Below are 20,661 nucleotides of genomic sequence, written 5' to 3' on the forward strand. Positions count from 1 at the left end.
CGCCCCTCCAGCTCATGACATCCGTTCGGGCCGTGCCTGCCCACAACAGAAAAGAGACATCCCCTCCGCTCAAGCGGAACTAAGGACATCTCTTCTCCATAACGATTCTCTTGGTCTGCCGTTCTTTTTCTGTATAATACTCTTTGTTTACGTTTCTCTCAAGCCGACATTAATCTATATATGGTTAAGCCGTATGCCGTGAAGGCTTCAGGCTCATTCCCTTGGCTTTGGCTGCTCTGGCTACCGGAGGCTTCAGTGAAACTGCCAGGATGCAAGCCAGAATACACAGCAGTCCGATAATGTTAAACGTGGGCTTGAACCCGCCGAGGAAGGCGGCGATGAATGAACCGGACAGCGCGCCGATCCCGAAGCCCTGATAGATGATGCCGTAGTTCTTGCTGTGATTCTTCAGGCCGAAAAAGTCACTGACAATCGCCGGGAAGACGGTAATGTTACCGCCGAAGCAGAAGGCGATGGCCGCCACACAGGCGAAGAACAGGCCATAGCTCAGTGTGGCATAGCTGAGGGTAAACATCGCCACAGCCGTTACCGCCAGCGTGATACTAATCAGCTTGGTCCGGCTTACCCGGTCGGATAATGCGCCGAGGATCAGGCGTCCGGCCGTATTAAAAATAGCGATCATCGCTACCGCATTCGCCGCCGTCGCAACATCCATACCCGCCAGTTGCACACCGATATCCTTCACGATACCGATCAGATAGAGGCCGCTCATGCAGGCGGTGAAGAAGATCACGAACAGCAGGTACGCTTCCTTCGTGCGGAGCATTTCCTTCACGGTATAATCCTTGGGCAGCAGAGCCGCCCCGGAAGCGGACGATGCCCGGTTTCCCGCAGCAGTTACAGCAGGTGCAGCCACCGGAGCCTCTCGGATAAGCAGCGAGCCGAGGAGGATCATCAGCATGACCATCAGGCCCCAGTATAGAAAAGCATCCGACACCCCCGCCGATTCAATCAGGCCGCCGTTGATGTATTTGAAGATCAGACTGCCCGTTCCGTAAGCACCCACGGACACCCCGGAGATCAGTCCCTTATTCTTCGGGAACCACTTCATCAGGTTGGACAGCGAAGTAATATACGCCGTTCCGTCCGCATATCCGACCACTACGCCAGCCAGCAGGTAGAACATCGGCAGGGAACTGGCCTTCGAGCTTAGAATCAGCCCCAGCCCCAGCAGTATGCCGGAAGCTGCGGTCAGTCTGCGGAGACCGAACCGGTCCTGCAGCTTGCCTGCGAACAGTGTGGCGAAGGCCAAGGCAAAGCTGGTAATAGAGAACGTTATCGAAACTGAGCTAAGCTCAAAACCAAATGTACTGACAAGATGTGCATTGAACAGGCTCCAGGTGTAGATGGTGCCGAGTCCCATTTGCATAATTACTGTACCTAGTACGATTAGCCACCGTTTACTGGCTGTATCCGTTATCATCAGAATTCCCTCTTTCTCTCTGAAGTCGCTTCAAGGCTTACTCTGCCTCTTCATTGTAGCGAAAGGAGCTCCTTCTGAGAGAAATCCGGAATGAGATGACACTGACGGGGAATGAACTGCCGTTAGAGACGCATAATCTGCCTGAATTCCTTCACCTTGCTGCGGCTGACTGGAACCTCCACATTCAGATCACGCAGCCTAAGCAGATAGGTATTGTTGAACCAGGGGATGATTTCCTTGATTTTGGACAGATTGACGAGATAGGAGCGGTGACAGCGGAAGAACTGCTCCTGCGGCAGGCGGGTATGGAATTCACTGATACTGAGGGCCATGCTGTATTCCTCCCCCTTGGTGATCACACTCGTTGTTTTCTCCTGCGCCGAAGCATAATAGATTTCGTCTGCATCGACGACGATAATCTTTTCATTTTTCCACAGATTGACCTTATCGCTGCCCAGCTTCACCGGCCCCTCTTCCCCCTGGCGGCTTCTGGCCGTGATGGCACCCTCCAGCTTCTGCAGCATCGCTCTGATCCGCGTCTCACTGTAAGGCTTCAGAATATAGTCGAACGCTTCAATCTCGAACGCCTCGGCGGCATGCTCCTTATAGGCTGTAATGAACACAATATACGGCTTGACCGCGAACCGGCTGATATTATGGGCCAGCAGCACCCCATCAATTGAAGGGATATTGATATCCAGGAAAATCACATCCACCGTATCGGTCTGCAGATACTTCAGCGCATCCAGCCCGTCCTCGAATTCCGCCGCAATCTTGATCCGGCTGTGGGTCTGAATCAGATACGTAAGCTCCTGTCTTGCCAGCACTTCATCCTCGACAATGATCGCTCTCATCGCTGCTCCTTCATCACATCAAAATAGATTTCCGTCCCCTTAGCCAGCCGCCGGATGGTCAGACCTGTACCGTAGATCAGCTTGATACGCTGGTGCACGTTGTTGAGGCCGATTTTGTTGCCCTCCATGCTTCCGCTGTAGACCTTCGCAATCGTCTCTTCACTGATCCCCGCTCCGGTATCGGCAATTCGCACCCTTACGCTGTCTCCGTGGTCTTTGACCGAGATGTCTACCGTTCCGTTCCCTTTCCCCTTCAAAATCCCGTGGATAATCGCATTCTCCACCAGCGGCTGAATGACCAGACTCGGAATGCGTACCGCTACCTCATCTATATCGTACAGAACGCTCAGGCGGCTGCCAAAGCGGGCCTTCTCAATCTCCACATAATGCTGCACCTGCTGCAGCTCGCGCCGGATATCTATGGACTCATCGGTCAGCTCCAGATTATACCGCATATACCCCGACAGATTGACGATCAGCTCGCGCGCCTTGTCCGGGTCGATCCTGATCGAGGAGATAATCGCATTCAGCGCATTGAACAGAAAATGGGGGTTGATGCTGGTCTGCAGTGCCTTCAGCTCGGCCTTGTTGGCCATCTCCTTGATCCCCTCAACCCGTGACACCTCCATCAGCGTGGAGATGATCTGTGACAGCCCTACCGCCATAGCCTGGAGGGAATAGGTGATTTTATGCGCGTGGGTATAGTAGATCTTGAGTGATCCCGTCACCTCCCCCTTCTCCTTCAGCGGGATAATGATCAGCGAGCGGATGTCACGGTTCATGTATTCAGTATCGTCGTCACGGATGGTAATCTCCCCGCTGCTCAGCGTCTGCTTCGTCTCCTCACTGATGATCTCATTGGCTTCGGCATAATATTCTTCCCCGACACCCACGTAGGCCAGAATGACTCTGGTATCAGTAATTGCCACCGCATCCGCCCCGATATCTTCCTGGATAATTCCGCAGATTGTACGCAGCGACTCGGGAGTAATACTGCGGAAATACGGAAGCGTCTTATTGGCAATCTCCAGCGCCAGCTTGGACTGCTTCGCGGCAATCCGTTCTTTCTCCCCTTCTACACTCTGCACAAGCGTAACGATCAGCCCGGCACAGATCTGCCCCATTATCATCGGAAAAGCAATCTTGGACACAATATCCACCCCCAACGAGTGGGGATCAGCCATTACCAAAATCAGCAGCATCGTCAGTGCCTCGCAGGCCATCCCGGCAGCAATGGCAGCGATCCAGCGGCGTTCAGGCGAAGTACGCCGGTAGATGATCCCGGATACCACACCCGCTGTAATGCTCGTAATCAGACACGGGAGCGAGGTGACCCCGCCGATATCGATCAGGAAGCGGTGCACGCCCGAGAGGATCCCGGTAATCAGCCCGACCCAAGGACCGAACAGAATCCCTCCGGCGATGATGGCGATAATCCGCACGTTAACCAGAGACCCTTCCACATTAATCCCGCTGTAGGTTCCGAAGATGGCGAACAGGCTGAAGATAACCGTGACAATCGCCAGCTCCTGAGGGGCATGCACCCCTTTGGCAAAAATCTCCTTGAACCGCGGCACCCGGCTCAGGACGAACAGACACATCAGCAGCAGCGCTGCCCGCTCCAACAATTGCAGCAGAATACTCAGATTATATTGCACACTCACGCCTCCATAGGACAAGCTATCGGTCCATTATAAGTTGGGATAATGGTTATAGCAATCCGCGCATCCGACTCTAATGGTTGACGTCATAATTGGAGTGCTGCTTGGCATGGCTACTGTGTTTTGTTGTATCAACAGGAGAGAGTTGCGAAAGCAACTCTTTTTTTGTCTGTTCTCTCCCTGGGTATAAAAGCCCTTCTATTGCGGAAAATTAACTATTATCGTAAGGTTGTTTTAAAGGAGTGATAGCTTGTGCGTATAGCTTTTTGGATTGTATTTGCCTTTGTTGGTATTTTGATCTTTTGGATAGTGGGCGGCTTAATTGGCCGTAACAAACGAAAGTAATCTATAGGGGCTATAACAGCCCCTCAAAATAACTGCTGCGCCGTTTCTTCGTACTGCGCTTTGAGGCCAATTGCGCTTCCTTTGCTCCACTCAACTGCAAATGTTATAATTATGCTGCTGAGTGAAAATTATCTTCCCAACAATTTAGAATGAGGTGCAAAAATGACAATGATGGTCTTGGGCTTACTATTACTTGCCATTTCAGTATTCCAATACGTCAAACCTGAATCAAAGCTAGTACGTTTTGCTAATCGTGGATCGAAAGACACTAGTGATATCCCTGCATTGAAAAGCAACGCTTTAATGGGTCTAACTACTGGAGTAGTATTTATAGTGATTGGCGTAATCGCCAGAGTATTGACCGCAATATAATAGGCATCATGCTCTACACCAAGAAAGGCTGTTGCCTTTCTTTTTTAATTCTCAATATCACAATGCTTATTTCGCAGTATGCGTCTACTGTTCAATGCCTCTAGACTGCCAGATCAATCCCCACCACACCCACAATCTCCCCATCCCCGTTCGTAATTGCTCTGGAGAGCGTAATGCAGGAACGCTTCGTAATGGCCGAGACATACGGCTGGGAGACGTACTGGCCTTCCGCCATCGCCCCGTTCCACCAGTCCCGGCGCTTCGCATTCAGCAGCCCGGCCGCAGGCTCCGAGTAGATGAAGGTGCCATCCGTCCGGTTGGACCAGATGGCCTGCACATCCGGCACCTTATTCTTACAGGCTGTAAGAACTCTGCCATGGACGTCCGCATCCGCAGCACACATCTCCTGCTTGGCTGCTATCTCCTGAAGCAACGCCTGCATTTCCTGAAGCCGCGCCGTATGTTGGCCCAGTTCAATGACTTCGCGTCCGGCAATACCGTTCACCGACTGCTGCAGGGTCTGAGATTCCAGCAGCAGGCTTGCGCTGATCTCATTAAGCTGCCCAATCTGTGTCCGCTGGCGGGTTACCTGCTCCAGCGTCAGGTCTACGCCTGCAATGGTCTCATTGACAATTCCTACTGCACCGCTCAACTCGCCGGTCACCTCTTCGATCAGCCTGCTCTGCCGCTCGGCCGCAGCCGCTGACTCTGTAACTATGACCCCAACTTCCTCCACCCGAGACGAGATATCTCCGAGGCGCTGCTTCACCTTCGCCACTTCATTCACTCCATGCGCAACCGCTGTCTGCTCCTTCGTGACCGACTCCAGCACCTGCCGTACGCCATGATTGAGATCCCGCAGCACCGCCGTTGAGCGCTCCACGGAATCCCGGCTCTGATCGGCCAGCTGCCTGATCCGGCCTGCGACCACAGCGAATCCCCTGCCCGCTTCTCCGGCCCGCGCAGCTTCAATCGAGGCATTCAGCGCCAGCAGCGAGGTCTCATTGCCGATGCTTACAATCAGGGCGTTCATCTCCTCCACCAGAGCAATATGTCCGCTTAACACGGTGAATTTGCCCAGCATATCTCCGCTCTGCTCCTGCAATTCCTCCATGACCTCATCTGTATTCTTCAGGGAATCCACCATCCCCGCCATCCCTGTACGTGCTGCCTGCATCGCCGTACTCAGCCGTACGGTCAGCTCTCCAATCTGTCCGGTAACCGCTGCGACTCCGCCCATCCTGGCAAAAGCCCCCTCAATATTGGCCTTCGCCTCATTGCTGCGGGTCTGCAGCTCCACCTCGTAGGCATGCGAATAGTCCGCTGTCTGCTGAAGCCCTTCAGTGTGGCGGGTAATCTCCTCCAGAGCACCATGCAGCCGGTCCGAGGTGACAACAATTTCATTGCCCAGCAGCTCTACCTTGCTCTGTGATTCCGCCAATTGCCGGGCTCCAATCACTCCGTCCCGGCCCATATCCAGCGCAAACCCGGCCAGCGCTACCATCAGCAGCAGATAGACAACCTTATGTACCCAGTACATCTCCATCCATAAGCCATACAACCCCACACCTAGCAGCAAAATAATAACGATAGCGGCCTTGCTCCGGCGAATTCCCATTCTGCACGTTCACTCCACTCTATCATGTTATGTATTCTAACATTATATCAGCAGAGTTAAATTAAGGAAACTATTTCTTCGCCATCATGCCGCGGGCGATCCACACGCCAGCCGCTCCGGCCTGGGCCAATCCGCGGGTAATGCCTGCCCCGTCGCCGCCGCAGTAGAGGCCGGAGATTTCGGTCTCGAACTCATCCGTCAGCTTCGGACGGGCGGAATAGAATTTCGCTTCCACGCCATAGAACAGCGTATGTTCGGAGGCGATGCCCGGGGTTACCTTTTCCAAGGCCTCCACCATTTCAATCAGGCTCTTCATCGTGATGTACGGCAGCACCAGACCCAGGTCACCGGGCACCGCTTCCTTCAGCGTCGGCTCCAGGAACCCTTCCTTAATCCGGGTCTCCGTAGAACGGCGGCCCCGCAGGATGTCCCCGTACTTCTGTACAATGACCCCGCCGCCGGACAGATCATTCGCCCGCTTGCAGATCTCCCGGGCATATTCATTCGGCTTGTCGAACGGCTCGGTGAAGGTATGGGAGACCAGCAGCGCAAAGTTGGTATTCCTCGAGCCCAGCGCTGGGTCCTTATAGGAGTGCCCGTTTGCGGCCATCGCTCCACTGTGATTCTCCACAACCACATGTCCCGAAGGATTGCTGCAGAAGGTACGGACGCGTGTACCCACGGAGGTATTGAAGATGAATTTGCCCTCGTACAGATGCTCATTGATCTCCCGCATTACCACATCCGAGGTCTCAACACGCACCCCGACATCGACCTGGTTATTGTACATTTTGAGCCTGCGCTTCTTCAGCACCTCTGTCAGCCAGGCCGAGCCGTCCCGTCCCGGAGCGATCATCACCAGATCAGCTTCATGACTCTCCCCGTTCTTCAGCGTAATGCCTGTAATACGGTGTGTTCCGTTCTCTTTGACGGTAACGATATCTTCTACTTCTGTCTTGTATAACATATCAATGCGTGTCCGCAGATATTCATAGATCGATTTCAGAATCTCCAGGTTCTGCTCGGTTCCGAGGTGGCGGACCTGCGCCCGCAGCAGCTTCAGCCCAGCGGCATATCCCCGCTGCTCGATACCGCGAATGCTCTCCGTAGTCGGATCGGTAATGACCGGGGTTGCCCCGTGCTCCAGGTTGATTCCATCTACATATTCAATCAGCTCCATCACCTTGGAAGGAGGCAGATAATCCGTCATCCAGCCGCCGAATTCGGTGGTAATGTTGAATTTGCCGTCACTGTACGCACCAGCGCCGCCGAAGCCCGCAGTAATGGAGCAGGCCGGCAGACACCCGGCGAATTCCTTGCGGCCGGAGGCGGGCGGACAGAGCTTGATTTTCTCCTCCAGGATCGGGCAGTTGCGGCGGTAGATATCATGTCCCTTGTCCACCAGCAGCACCTTCAGCTCAGGGGCCTTCAGTGTTAATTCATAACAGGCGAATATTCCAGCCGGACCGGCTCCAACAACAATTACATCATATTTACTCATATCTTCTCTGTTCCTCCCAAGGTGAAACGGCTTCGGCCTGCGGTTGACAGGGTCCGCAAAGCGTCTCTGCAGTATATTAGTCCACTTAACCAAGCAGCACACAACAGCACACAAAAAACCCGGCCTCTTCATAGGTATGCAAAATGCACCCTATTCGTAGCCAGGAATTTACGGTCCCCTGTAGAAACCCCCAAACCTTATCATTGAGGATATACGAACAACTTCACCCGTTATTACGGGGCAATTGGAATTTTACCGAATAAATCCGAATGTGTCAATGATGAATGGCATGAATAGTTCGTGTTTATAGCATTATGCAGAATCGCGTACCCAGATAACCTAACAAACACCTCACAAACACGAACGTTATTTCAGACCTATTCCCAGTCATAAGACCTAGAAGGAGAAACAAGAACATTGTCGAATATATAAGTACATAGCCACTGGAAATGAGGAACATCTTATGCAGATCCCGCCCCCTACTCCTCGCCAAATGTATTGGAACCGCGTCCTCCTCAATACCTTTTGGATGGCGCTTTTTGTTTATATGGCAAGCCAGCTATATGTTTACTTATCCATGTGGGGCCACCGGCCCGAGTTGTCCGACAAGCCATATCTCATTAGGCATATCTGGATTCCAGATGCTATTCTGTTCGCCCTGCTGCTGATTCTGGAGGCTGTTCATAAATACAAGCCGCTGTTATCCGAATTCTCAATTATTCTTGGAAGCCACCTGTGCGGTATCGTGTTCATCCTGAATCTTAGTTCCGAATATCATGTGAAGCCGCTGATTATGCTGCTTCCGCTGCTGGTATCCATGATCTATCTGAAGGAGAATTATCTGAGGGCTTCCTCTGTGATCTGCCTGATCTACATCATCATACTATTTCTGAACACCCCTATTACCGATTACACGCTACGCATCCAGAACATCATTATCACCCTGGTCTTAGCCGGAACCTCTCTGGCCGGCTTCGGTGTCATTGCACGGGGCAAAGATCTTATGCGCTCGCTGGAGAATTCGTTGAAGTCAGAGCAAGAGCTGCGCATCCAGAATATTATTATGGACCGGCTGTCCAAGATCGACCCGCTGACCGACCTGTACAACCATAAGACCTTTCATGAGTACCTGGGCTGGCTGATTGACCATCAGCAGAGCAATCCTTTTCCGATGCAGCTGGCGGTTATTGATATCGACAATTTCAAAAAGGTCAATGACCGGTACGGGCACTGGGTCGGAGACATCGTTCTCCGGCAGGTCGCCGCTGTCATGCTCCGGCATATCGGCTCGGATGATTTCGCAGCGCGGTACGGCGGGGAGGAATTCGTGATTATTCTGACATCCAAGACATTAGAGGATTCGGGCCGCATTATGGAGAATATCCTCGCAGGAATTGCAAGCCTTCCGATCAGCGAAATGGACAATGAATCGGTTACCGTGAGCATCGGAATGCATGAATATAACGGCGGGGAGTCCAAGAGCTCTATCTTTCAGCAGGCGGACGACGCCCTGTACGAGGCCAAGAAAACCGGTAAGAACAGAATCGTCATTCTGTAAGGCTCTCCATCCTATATCCCAAACAAGCGGGTCCACCGTGCATAGCAACCTATGCCGGGGACCCGCTTGTCATCTGAACCTGTTCTGATATCTATTCCAGCTCCTCCGCCCCATACCGTCTCTGCGGAACGAGCAGCTCCATGACCTGGCGCTGCGGCACCGGCCGGCTGATCAGATAACCCTGCACTTTATCGCAATGAGCTTCTCTAAGGAAAGCCCATTGGCTGGCATCCTCCACACCCTCGGCTACTACATCCAGGCCCATCTTATGGCCCAGGATAATAATCGTCTGCACAAAAGATTCGCTAAAGGCCTTATCGGCCAAGGAATCAATGAAGACTTTATCCATCTTGAGCGTAGAGATCGGCAGCTGCTGCAGATAACTAAGGGAGGAATACCCCGTCCCGAAATCATCCAGGGCAATTCGTATCCCCCGGGACTGCAGGAACTCCAGCTTGCTGACCGTACTCCCGAACGACTCCATGAAGATAGACTCTGTGATTTCAAGCTCCAGACTGGATGCCACAAGGCCGCTCTCCTCCAGACTGTCCAGCACAATCTCTACGAAATCATCCTGCAGGAGCTGAATGATGGAGATGTTCACCGATATTTTGTAAGGAATGCCGGTCCGCTGATGGATGCTGTTCATGAACTTGCAGGCCTCCCGCAGCACCCATTCGCCGATATAGATAATCAGCCGGGAATCCTCGGCAATCTTGATGAAGGAGAGCGGGGAGACAAAGCCGAGGACCGGACTGTTCCAGCGGATCAGAGCCTCGAAGCCTGAGATCAGCCCGGTCTCCATCTGTACCTGCGGCTGATAATGCAGCTCAAATTCGTTATTATTCATTGCACTGCGCAGATGCTTCTCAATATTCATCCGGTCATTGAAGGCGGTATGCATCGATTTATCATATACGACATAGGTGCTTTTCCCCTCTTCCTTGGCCCGGTACATCGCTACATCGGCGTTCTTCAGAATCTCTTCCGTCGTCTCGCCGTCTTCCGGGTAGAAGGAGATCCCGATACTGGAGGACACATACAGATTGCTCTCACCAATAAGAAAAGACTTGCGGAACGCACGCATAATATCCTCGGCCAGATTAAGCACATCCACCCGGCTCTCAATATCCTTGAGGAAAATCACAAATTCATCTCCGCCCAGCCGCGACAGCAGATCCTCCTCACGCACTACAGACTGGAGCCGTTCGCTGGCCTTGCGGATCAGAATATCACCGGACTTGTGTCCAAGCGTGTCATTGATGTATTTGAAATTATCCATATCTACGAAAAGCAGCGCCGCACTGCCTCCCGTCCGGCGGAAATAACTCTCCATCGTCTCCAGCAGACTGAGCCGGTTCGGAAGATTGCTGAGCGAATCCATATACGCCAGGCGATGCATATTCTTCTGATTCTCCAGCAGCATATCATATTGTCCTACAATCTCCTGCTGGGTCGCTGTAAGCTGCTCATAAGTCGCCTCCAGCTCCTGGTAGCTGTTATTCAGCTTGAATTCTGCCTGCTTGCGCTTGCTGATATCGATCAGGGAACCGAGGAACAGGACGATCTGATCCTTCGGGTCAACGATTGCCTTGCCCCGCACCTCGAACCAGATGTACTCCCCCTGCCCTGTTCTCATCCGGTATTCGGTTTCATAGATCGGGGTCAATCCGGTAAGATGCTCCTGCCTGGCCTTGCGCGCAGATTCCTGATCATCCGGGTGAATAATGCTGAGCACGCCTCCCTCGAAGGAGTTGATCTCCGCCTCAGTATATCCCATTACCTCGTACCACCGGTCCGAGAGCTTGTAGAAGCCGCTGTCCCAGTCCAGCTCCCACATGTACGCACCAGAGCCTTCCGAGGCCAGGCGGAACCGCCGTTCGCTGACCCCCAGCTTATTGAACTGATCCTGCAGCTCTACCTCTGTGGCCGCCAGCTCCTCATATGTAGACTCCAGCTCCTCGTAGCTAAGCTGCAGCTTAAGCTCATTCTGCTTGCGTTCATCGATATCGATGCCGACCAGCACGAAGATATCCTCCGCCTGCTCATCCATCCCCTTAATGAGGGCTGTGCGGACGGAGAAATAATGCGCACCCGGAGAGTGGCCCGGAAGTCTCAGCTCGACATTGGTCACATAATCCCGGGCTGCTGCTCTGGCAAGGAGATCTCTAAGCACAGCGGCTCCGGCTTCGAGGCCGGGCAGCTCATCTATGCTTACACCCAGCACCTCCTTCTCCTTCAACCCGGTCATTCTCTCGGCATATTTATTGAAGCGAACGCTCCGTTTGTCCCCGTGAACAGCCCATACAATCACCCCGGTATTCTCGATCACGTCCTTGAAGAATTCCTGTTCGGAATGAATCGTACGGCGCAGCCGCCGGATATACATCCGGAGCAGGACGGCACCGAATACCAGCAGAAGGGTCCCGATGGAGAATACGGTAAAAATCCGGTTACGCATCTTTTCATTATAATGGTCGGAATGCACGAAGAAATACTGCTGGTACAGCTCTTCGAAGGCACCGGAGCTTACCAGACGCTCTAGCCTTGCATTGACGTAGGACACCAGCTCCGGTTTGGACTTGCTGATGCCGTAGGCCACATCCTGCGGATACAAATTGCTCATTTTGCGGATAATATTACCGGTTAAGCCCTGTTCTACAATCAGATAATCGACAACCCCCTGATTCTCGAACAGCAGGTCGATCTCCCCCTGACGCAGAGCGTCCACCGCATCCGGTACGGTTGCATATTCTATGTATTCTGATGGCGGGATACCCGCCTCGTTCTGCAGGATGGTCTCTGCATATTGTCCTTTGCCAACACCGATCTTGTACTTACGGAGTGTGTCCAGCGTCACCTCACCCTGGAGTCCCTGACGCGAATAGACAGAAATATAGCTTTTTAACACGGGTTTCGAGAAAAGAATGTCCTGCTTCCTCTCCTCGCTGACAGCCATTAGCCCGGTAGTATCAATCCCGTCTTCACTCAGCCGCCGGTACGTCTGCTCCCAGTTCCCGGTGCTGTAATGGACAAGATATTCGTTCTTCTCAAAGATCATACTTGTCAGGTCAATATCGAAGCCCGTCAGATAACCATTCTGTATGTACTTATAAGGTGGATACTCCAGTTCTGCCTGGTACTTAATTTCCTGTCTTTCGGCATAAGCGGCAGCGGGGTGTGCAAGCATGAGCACAATGCTAATTAGAAGCAACAATTTACACCGCTTCATCGCAATTCTCCTTTATCCCAAGTAAGATCGGCATAACTATGTATACAAGCTTATTCGACAAAATATGGTAGGGTTCCTGCTCCTTTTTTCTCATTTCCGATAAATTGTGCACATCCTGCGGTTTCATATCCTTAACTCTTTAGTGCATCATCTTAGATTTAATCAAAAACTTTAGATTTGTATTGCTTTTTGCGGTTAAAGTGTGGATAATAACAGTAACGGTTGATAATGATTATCATTATTGGATGTACAACATTCATTATTTTCTATATTTGAGCTAAAAGGAGACTGAACACCCATGAACGCAGCCACTACCCGGACCGCCCTGCAGGTTGACGATTACCTGGACCTGCTCAATCTTGCTGTGAAGGTCGGAGATATGAAATGGCAGAAAGAAATCAAGTCCCGGTTGCAGTATATCCTGTGCCTACAGACCAGATAGCCCATTTCATACAGAAATAGATGAATATAGCTTACTTCTTACACAGCCGCATCCCTTACCGGGGTGCGGTTTTTGTACGTTTATTCCGCCAATTCCGGGGTACCTGCATCTACGGGGCTTAGAATGTGTAATGATATAGTATAATGATCAGCATACTACAATGAACAATAGCCTATAGATCGGAGTGTGTCAGCTTGAGAAAAAACCTCACCCTCGCCTTGGTCCTGATATTATCCCTGCTATGGATTCCGGGGGTCTATGCTGCGAATGTTCCCGCACAGCAGGGAGTGATTACGGATGAAGCCCGGCTGCTGTCTGCCCAAGAAGCAGAGAGCCTTGCCCGGATTGCTACTACAGACCGGTACACCTTCCATGTCTTAACCGTTGATTCGGTAGCCGAGAGCGACATGTCCAGTTATGCTGCGGATGTATATGATACCTGGGGGCTGAAGTCCCGGGACATTCTGCTCCTGATCGCTTATGAAGATCAGCTGACTGAGATCAGCTTCATTAACCCCGGGCTGCAGGATGCGCTCGATGCCTGGTCCAGACAACAGGGCGGAGCTGAGGGCAGCGCAGCCATTAACAAGGTGCTGGAGAAATATTTTAATCCTTATGCCAAAATCGGAGATATCCCTGAAGGCATACGTTCTGTGATACAGCAGCTGCAAGCCATTGGCAGCAGCGGACCGAGCAGTAATACCGGCAGCGGTGCGGCAGGCGGTGCTGCCGCAGGGACCGCAGGAGCTGCCTCCGGCGCTAACGGTAGCGGCAGCAGATTCCCTCTCCTGCCGGTCGCAGGCGGCCTTGTCTTGGCCGCGCTGCTGGTATTGCTGCTGTATGTACTAATTACCGGACTGCGCCGCCGCAAGGGACTATCCGCACAGCGTGAGCAGCTCGCTGACCTGCTGGTACGGGCGAACCGCGCCCTGGAGTCCCTTCAGCCTTTCCAGGGGATTGTGCAGGGCAAGACCGGGGAGATGGTCGAGGGCATCTCGAAGCGTCTGACCTCCCGGCTGGTCGAAATCTCTGCATTGCAGACCGCCGGGCAAGCCCCATTGCCGCCGTTCTACCGCTTGTCTGCGCTTAAGGCGGCGGCAGAGCAGCTTCAGCAGACAGAGGGGGAATTCCGTGCCTCCCTGGAGGAAGAGGAGAAGAATATCGCAGTCGTCAGCGATGCCGACCGGAACGTCAAGCAGCAGATCACCGAGCTGAAGCAGGCTGCCCCGGAGCTTGAGGAGCAGCGGCAGCAAGCGGCCCTGGGGACGGGCTATACGCTGGAGGAGATTGCCCAAGATCTTCAGGAGCTGGCCGAAGAGACGGCCAAGGCAGATCAACTGGAGCTGTTCGACCCCATTGCTGCCCAGGAGATTACTGCACAAGCGAAGAAGCGGCAGCAGCAGATTGAGCAGGATGTGCAGGATGTGGGGACCTTTGACGACAAGCTGAAAGCCTTCCCCGGTGTCCTTGCGGCTGCACGTAGCCGGATTACCGGGCTGATCGACCAGAACTCTCTGCACAATATGAAGGTTAAGCCTTACGACAGCCTGGACCAGGCCTCCGCTGCCGCCAGTTCCATGGAAGCGCCGCTGCACAGCGGCGATATGGACGAAGTGCGCCGGATTGGCGCTGACATGGATGCCCTTCTGACTGAAGCCGTGGCTATGACGGAACGCCAGGCTATGATCCGGCAGAATAACCTCAGGGATCTGGAGACGGTACGCAGCACATGGGCAACACTAAGCCAACGGCGGAATGAATTGCAGAGCCGGCTTGCCGGGGCGAAAAACCGGTTCGCCCGGCAGCACCTGGACGCTCTGGAGAAGCTGCTGGAAGAGGCCGGCGGCGCACTGCGGCAAGGCGCGGCAGAAGTGCCGCAGCTCGAGACCTGGACCAGCGATGCACGCGGAGAGTATGACAATGCCCGCAGCGGGCTGGACCGGCTGCTTACCTTGCAGGATGAGACGGCAAACAGCATGAGTAGCATCAGCAGCAGTCTGGACGCTCTGGAGGAGCGCCTGAACAGCCTGAACAGGCTGTTCACGGAGGGGCAGAGCCGGGTGGATGCCGCCTACAATCTGCTGCACAGCAGAGGAATTGCCTCGCAGAACCGCTTCCAGCTGTCCCTGCTGCCGGAGTATACCGAGCTGGAGCAGCGTCTGGCCTCGGGTCCCTACGATCTGGATCAGCTGGAGGAGACAGGACGCTCCTATGCTTCGCAGATCGCTTCCTTCGTAGAGGAAGCGAACCGGCTCGTCCGCCAGAAGGAAGAGGCCGAACGCGCAGCCAGAATGGCCATGCTGCGGGAGCAGCAGCGCCGGGAACAAGCCCGTAGACGCAATTCCGGCCCGCCAGGCGGAGGATTCGGCGGCGGGCTTGGCGGTGGCGGACGCTCTTCCGGCGGCTCTTCTTGGGGGGGCGGCGGTGGCGGCGGACGTTCCTCCGGCGGCTCTTCGTTTGGCGGCGGCAAATCCGGCCGAAGCTCCGGCGGCTCCAAGTGGTAGCAGGGGGCACGGACACAAACAAAAAGACTTCAGCCAGGGTTAATGGCTGAAGTCTTCTTTTATTCATGATCATTCTTCTTGAAATTGAAGTATCCCCATGAGACAGGACTCAGCCATTGATCAGCCGCGCATGAATCAGCATACGGTACAATAACACAGCTGTCTCTGCACGGGTTAAGGCCTTGCCTGGACGAAGCTCGTCTTCATACCCTTGCACTAGTCCCCCTGCAATAGCTATACGGATCGCCTCATCAGCCCAGCTCCCAATTTCACCGCTGTCCACGTAGACTGACAAATCGACAGTCTTCCCCGCAGAATCTGTAACCGAGGCCGCATTGGTCATCTGCAAGGCCCGGATTATCGTAACGATCGCTTCTTGCCGTGTTACCGCTTGATGCGGTTTAAAGGTCCCGTCGGCGAAGCCATCCATAATTCCATATGCCTGGACAGATTCTACGGCTCCGCTGTACCAGCCGGACTCTGCTACATCGCGGAAACCCAGATGACCTTCGGCTTCCGGCAGACCCAGCGCTCTGGCAAGCAGTGCAGCAAGCTCGGCCCGCGTAATCGCCGCCTCGGGGGCGAATCTTGTTCCGTCTATCCCCTGAACGATCATTCTGCTGTTCATGTTGCTGATTTCTTTTGCAGCCCAGTGACCCTCCAAATCTATAAATGCCGGTGTCTTAGCGACCAGTATATACGCGCTGTTCGTAAGGCTGTGAATCACCGCCGCCCGCCGCCCGTCCACTTCGACGAATGCTGTAGATACCGGACGCGCACCCAGCTTTTGATCCCAGACCATGACAGTGGATGCTGCCAGGACATCCTTGGGCAAGTAGATGACCCGTTCCACGTAATGGTTGAAGCTGGAAATTTCTTGCCTGACCCCCTGACGCACCACATGCACTTCGAAATATATCGGGGCCGCAACCAGCTGGAACCCGCCCTGATCGGCCGCTTCCTTCAATCCGGCAAGCGCTTCACTGTCCCCGCGCTCGATTGTAATTTGAACCTCAGTCTCGTCTGTGAAGTCCGGCAGCTGATGTACGATTTCAGCCAAAGGCAAACGGTACTGCCCGTTCCGGGTCTTCAGTGTAATTGCCCCTACCTGCTTGTCCATGAACGAAATCGCACTGCCCGGTAGCCGAAGCGTCAGCTTGTCCGCCTCTTCTTCAATGGCAATCGTAAGAGCCTCCTCCGGCTTAAGGGACAGCGAATCCAGAACGTTCTTGAGTGAGCCTGTATCTATCCGTACAGCAATCGCCTTTATTTTGTCCGCACTCATTTCAAATGAAGCCATTCCAGATACCCCTTTATCATTAATCCGAATCATTATTGAACGGTTCTGCGGCGGCTGACTTGGAGTAACCGCAGGCGATGACGAATGGTTTGTGCCTGAATCGACAGCCGGCTCTGCTGGCGCAGCTGAACGAATCACAGTCAGGATGTATGTGCGGATAGTATAGTCTTGCGCTGTGACTGTTACCTCAAACCGGTTCTCACCGATTGCAAGCGGGTATTCCCCGGTGGTCAAGTTAGGGCTGATCTGCGATCCGTTTACTTGAAGGGCCGACAGCTCCTCTGCAGCAGTAATCCGCATCTTCAATGCATATACAGCGTGATCTGCTTTTACCGTATAGTTTGCTACCCCCGGCTTAAAATCAAATCCGACTTGCCCTCCCAAACCTGTGAGCTCCCAGGCTATTAAGTCTGCGTTACTGCTCAGAGGGACAATGTTGCTGATCTCAATATTGCTGACATTCGCGTTCCCCGCCACGTCTGCCACGTATACGGAATAAACTCCATTCTCTTGCACGGCAAAATGATCAGTGATCTCTGTACCTGCTGCAGCGAAATAGGCGATATCTCTACTGCCTGCGGCCCACTTCACCGCAGAGATTTGGTTGAACTCACCATACACAGACGCTGATACGGTAACTTTTACACTTCCGTAAGTTGCGCTAGGAGGGTCAGCCTCCAGTATAATGCGCGGCGGCTGATCATACGTAAAGCTGATGCTCACCGTCTGAAGCAGCGCCAGGCCACTAGCTTCTTCTTTGACCATATAAGTAACCTTCTCGGCGGCTGTGTTACTTACTGAAAAAGCAGTAAGGCCCTCGGCATCCGTCGTGCCATATACATTCTGAATCACAGACTGCCCGCTGTTCGCCTCAAGCATGAGCTGCTTCCCGGCAATCGGGTGTTCATAGTCATCCTGCAATCGCACGATGATCTCAGCTGAGCTCTGTCCGTCTGCCCGTACCACCAGATCACTGGCGGTAACTGTAGAGTGAAGCATACTGAACTCACCGGATATGAACTGGACGGAAGCTGTAGCGTCAAGCATGGTCCCCCCGGCACTGGCGCTAATCAACGCGCCTCCTATTACCGTTGGAGCCGTCAGCTTCGCGCTATACGTGCCGTCCTGGTTGTCCGTCACGGGACCAACCGTTCCCGACGTCGCGCTAACCGCTACTGCTGCTCCGCCGCTCCTCAGCGCGTTGCCCTGCGCGTCCCGCAGCTTCATCGTCACCGTCGTCTGGCTGCTGCCGTCGGCAGTCAGCGTGGTGTCCGTCACTTCCAGTGTGCTCTTCGCTGCGGAGGCTGCGCCCGGTACGAACGCTACTGTTGCACTTTTGGGCAGTTCTGCGCCAGCTACGCTCGCGCTCACCACTGCACTGCCCACGCTTGCCGGCGCCGTCAGCTTCGCGCTATACGTGCCGTCCTGGTTGTCCGTCACGGGACCAACCGTTCCCGACGTCGCGCTAACCGCTACTGCTGCTCCGCCGCTCCTCAGCGCGTTGCCCTGCGCGTCCCGCAGCTTCACTGTCACCGTCGTCTGGCTGCTGCCATCGGCGGTTAGCGTGGTGTCCGCCACCTCCAGCGTGCTCTTCGCTGCGGAGGCTGCGCCCGGCACGAACGTTACTGTTGCACTTTTGGGCAGTTCTGCGCCAGCTACGCTCGCGCTCACCACTGCACTGCCCACGCTCGCCGGCGCTGTTAGCTTCGCGCTATACGTGCCGTCCTGGTTGTCCGTCACGGGACCCACCGTTCCCGCTGTCGCGCTAATCGCTACCGCCGCGCCGCCGCTCGTCAGCGCATTACCCTGCGCGTCCCGAAGCTTCACTGTCACCGTCGTCTGGCTGCTGCCGTCAGCGGTCAATACAGTGTCCGCTACCTCAAGCGTGCTCTTCGCTGCGGAGGCTACGCCCGGTACGAACACTACCGTTGCACTTGTCGTTAACGCAACGCCATTTACGCTCGCGCTCACCACCCCGCTGCCTGTGCTTGCCGGCGCCGTCAAGGTCGCGCTATACGTGCCGCCCCGGTTATCCGTCACGGGACCCACCGTTCCCGCTGTCGCGCTAATCGCTACCGCCGCGCCGCCGCTCGTCAGCGCGTTGCCCTGCGCGTCCCGCAGCTTCATCGTCACCGTCGTCTGGCTGCTGCCGTCGGCAGTCAGCCTGGTGTCCGTCACTTCCAGTGTGCTCTTCGCTGCGGAGGCTGCGCCCGGCACGAACATTACTGTTGCACTTGTCGTTAACTGAACACCTTCCACCGTGGCACTCACTACAGTGCTGCCTACGCTCGCCGGCGCTGTTAGCTTCGCGCTAAACGTGCCGTCCTGGTTGTCCGTCACCGGACCCACCGTTCCCTTTGTAGCGCTGATCGCTACCGCCGCTCCGCCGCTCGTCAGCGCGTTGCCCTGCGCGTCCCGCAGCTTCACCATCACCGTCGTCTGGCTGCTCCCGTCGGCGGTCAACGCGGTGTCCGCCACCTCCAGCGTGCTCTTCGCTGCGGACGGCGCTCCCGGCACGAACGCTACCGTTACACTTGTCGTTAGCGCCGCGCCATTTACGCTCGCGCTCACCACCCCGCTACCTGCACTCGTCGGCGCCGTTAGCTTCGCGCTATACGTGCCGTCCTGGTTGTCCGTCACTGCGCCAACCGTCCCCGACGTCGCGCTAATCGCTACCGCCGCTCCGCCGCTCGTCAGCGCGTTACCCTGCGCGTCCCGCAGCTTCACTGTCACCGTCGTCTGGCTACTGCCGTCGGCGGTCAACGCAGTGTCCGTCACCTCCAGCGTGCTTTTCGCCGGGGATGCAAGCCCAGGTACAAACTGTACATCCACCTTCAAGAGTATCGGTCTCCCAAGCACTTTGGCACTTATCACCCCGCTGCCTACACTCGTCGGCGCCGTCAATATCGCGTAATACGTGCCGTCCTGATTGTTCCTCGGCCCACTAATACTTCCCTTCGTCGTGTCGAAACCTACTACCTCATAGCCTTGCGTCAGCAGATTACCCTGCGCGTCCCGCAGCTTCACCGTCACCGTCGTCTGGCTGCTGCCGTCGGCGGTCAGTACTGTGTCCGCTACCTCTATCGTGCTCTTCGCAAGGAATGGTTCTCCCGGTACGAATGCTACCGTTACACTTGTTGTTAGCGCCGCGCCATTTACGCTCGCGCTCACCACCCCGCTGCCTGCGCTCGTCGGCGCCGTTAGCTTCGCGCTATACGTACCGTCCCGGTTGTCCGTCACCACGCCAACCGTTCCCGCCGTCGCGCTGATTGTTACCGCCGCTCCGCCGCTGGTCAGCGCGTTGCCCTGCGCATCCCACAGCCTCACCGTTACCATCGTCTGGCTGCTGCCGTCGGCTACAAGACTGGAATGCGTACTGAAAATCTGACTGTTGCCCGGAGATACCGAATAATCCGCAACCATGTATGTCCGGAACGAAAAATCATAATTAGTTGCCGGGGAGGATCCCCGGGGATATGGATTGCCGCTGCTTGAATACCACCCAATGCCAGCTTCTAAACCTCCGACATCCGTGGTTACTACCATCCGATACATTTTATCCTTTTGCAAATAAGGATCTGCTGCAGAGAAGTCAATAGCCGTCCAACCCGATGCACTGTCAGTCACGAGTCGCCCTGTCGCCAAGGGTGTAGAAAGATCTCCTTCCTTATAAATTTTTACATTAATGGATCCAAGTGCGCCTCTGCTGTCAAAGATGTTGAGCGCGATCCTGCTAAGGTTCCCTGTTATTGCCGGTGTAAAGGTCTGGTACCTAGAATTATCAGAATTCACCCAGATGTTTCCGGTTGTTGCACTCTGCTCTTGATCCA

The 20,661-nt window shown here is 54.5% G+C and carries 11 protein-coding genes and 1 riboswitch; of the genes, 4 read left to right on the forward strand and 7 right to left on the reverse strand.

The annotated features are described in order from the left end of the window. Nucleotides 1-184 precede the first annotated feature (184 nt). The 3 genes from MHH78_RS00480 to MHH78_RS00490 form a co-directional block, all read right to left on the reverse strand. A complete protein-coding gene (locus MHH78_RS00480; protein WP_445668078.1) occupies nucleotides 185-1,441 on the reverse strand; it encodes an L-lactate MFS transporter in 1,257 nt (418 codons plus the stop codon). A 125-nt stretch (nucleotides 1,442-1,566) separates the two neighbouring features. After that, nucleotides 1,567-2,298 carry a LytR/AlgR family response regulator transcription factor gene (locus MHH78_RS00485; RefSeq protein WP_341166293.1) on the reverse strand — a complete coding sequence of 244 codons (732 nt, stop codon included), beginning with the start codon at nucleotides 2,296-2,298 and terminating at the stop codon, nucleotides 1,567-1,569. Beyond that, nucleotides 2,295-3,899, reverse strand: coding sequence for a LytS/YhcK type 5TM receptor domain-containing protein (locus MHH78_RS00490; RefSeq protein WP_445668079.1), 1,605 nt, complete (start codon nucleotides 3,897-3,899; stop codon nucleotides 2,295-2,297). Before MHH78_RS00490 ends, MHH78_RS00485 begins: the two co-directional genes overlap by 4 nt. A gap of 567 nt (nucleotides 3,900-4,466) precedes the next feature. On the opposite strand from MHH78_RS00490, the gene MHH78_RS00495 reads away from it, so the two are divergent. Continuing rightward, a complete protein-coding gene (locus tag MHH78_RS00495; protein ID WP_340757494.1) occupies nucleotides 4,467-4,676 on the forward strand; it encodes a hypothetical protein in 210 nt (69 codons plus the stop codon). A gap of 100 nt (nucleotides 4,677-4,776) precedes the next feature. On the opposite strand, the gene MHH78_RS00500 is transcribed toward MHH78_RS00495, so the two are convergent. Both MHH78_RS00500 and MHH78_RS00505 read right to left on the reverse strand, forming a co-directional pair. Next, nucleotides 4,777-6,294: a methyl-accepting chemotaxis protein gene (locus tag MHH78_RS00500; RefSeq protein ID WP_341166295.1), complete on the reverse strand. Its 1,518-nt coding sequence runs from the start codon at nucleotides 6,292-6,294 to the stop codon at nucleotides 4,777-4,779. A 70-nt stretch (nucleotides 6,295-6,364) separates the two neighbouring features. Then, a complete protein-coding gene (locus tag MHH78_RS00505) occupies nucleotides 6,365-7,795 on the reverse strand; it encodes an NAD(P)/FAD-dependent oxidoreductase (RefSeq protein WP_341166296.1) in 1,431 nt (476 codons plus the stop codon). Between the two features lie 137 nt (nucleotides 7,796-7,932). Further along, a riboswitch (purine riboswitch) is annotated at nucleotides 7,933-8,032 on the reverse strand. 310 nt (nucleotides 8,033-8,342) lie between these two features. On the opposite strand from MHH78_RS00505, the gene MHH78_RS00510 reads away from it, so the two are divergent. After that, the gene (locus MHH78_RS00510; RefSeq protein ID WP_340825565.1) at nucleotides 8,343-9,353 is read left to right on the forward strand and encodes a GGDEF domain-containing protein; all 1,011 of its coding nucleotides are present in this window, start codon (nucleotides 8,343-8,345) and stop codon (nucleotides 9,351-9,353) included. A gap of 91 nt (nucleotides 9,354-9,444) precedes the next feature. Here the strand turns inward: MHH78_RS00510 and MHH78_RS00515 are convergent, their stop codons facing one another. Next, the gene (locus MHH78_RS00515) at nucleotides 9,445-12,585 is read right to left on the reverse strand and encodes an EAL domain-containing protein (RefSeq protein ID WP_341166297.1); all 3,141 of its coding nucleotides are present in this window, start codon (nucleotides 12,583-12,585) and stop codon (nucleotides 9,445-9,447) included. Between the two features lie 298 nt (nucleotides 12,586-12,883). Between MHH78_RS00515 and MHH78_RS00520 the strand changes: the two genes are divergently transcribed. Next, nucleotides 12,884-13,027 carry a hypothetical protein gene (locus tag MHH78_RS00520; RefSeq protein WP_171720322.1) on the forward strand — a complete coding sequence of 48 codons (144 nt, stop codon included), beginning with the start codon at nucleotides 12,884-12,886 and terminating at the stop codon, nucleotides 13,025-13,027. Nucleotides 13,028-13,221: 194 nt separating this feature from the next. Beyond that, complete coding sequence (locus MHH78_RS00525) at nucleotides 13,222-15,531, forward strand: TPM domain-containing protein (RefSeq protein ID WP_341166298.1); 2,310 nt, start codon at nucleotides 13,222-13,224, stop codon at nucleotides 15,529-15,531. A 109-nt stretch (nucleotides 15,532-15,640) separates the two neighbouring features. On the opposite strand, the gene MHH78_RS00530 is transcribed toward MHH78_RS00525, so the two are convergent. Beyond that, nucleotides 15,641-20,476: an invasin domain 3-containing protein gene (locus MHH78_RS00530; protein WP_341166299.1), complete on the reverse strand. Its 4,836-nt coding sequence runs from the start codon at nucleotides 20,474-20,476 to the stop codon at nucleotides 15,641-15,643. Nucleotides 20,477-20,661: the final 185 nt, after the last annotated feature.

The organism is Paenibacillus sp. FSL H3-0333 (genome assembly GCF_038002805.1).
Lineage (GTDB): Bacteria > Bacillota > Bacilli > Paenibacillales > Paenibacillaceae > Paenibacillus_AQ > Paenibacillus_AQ silagei.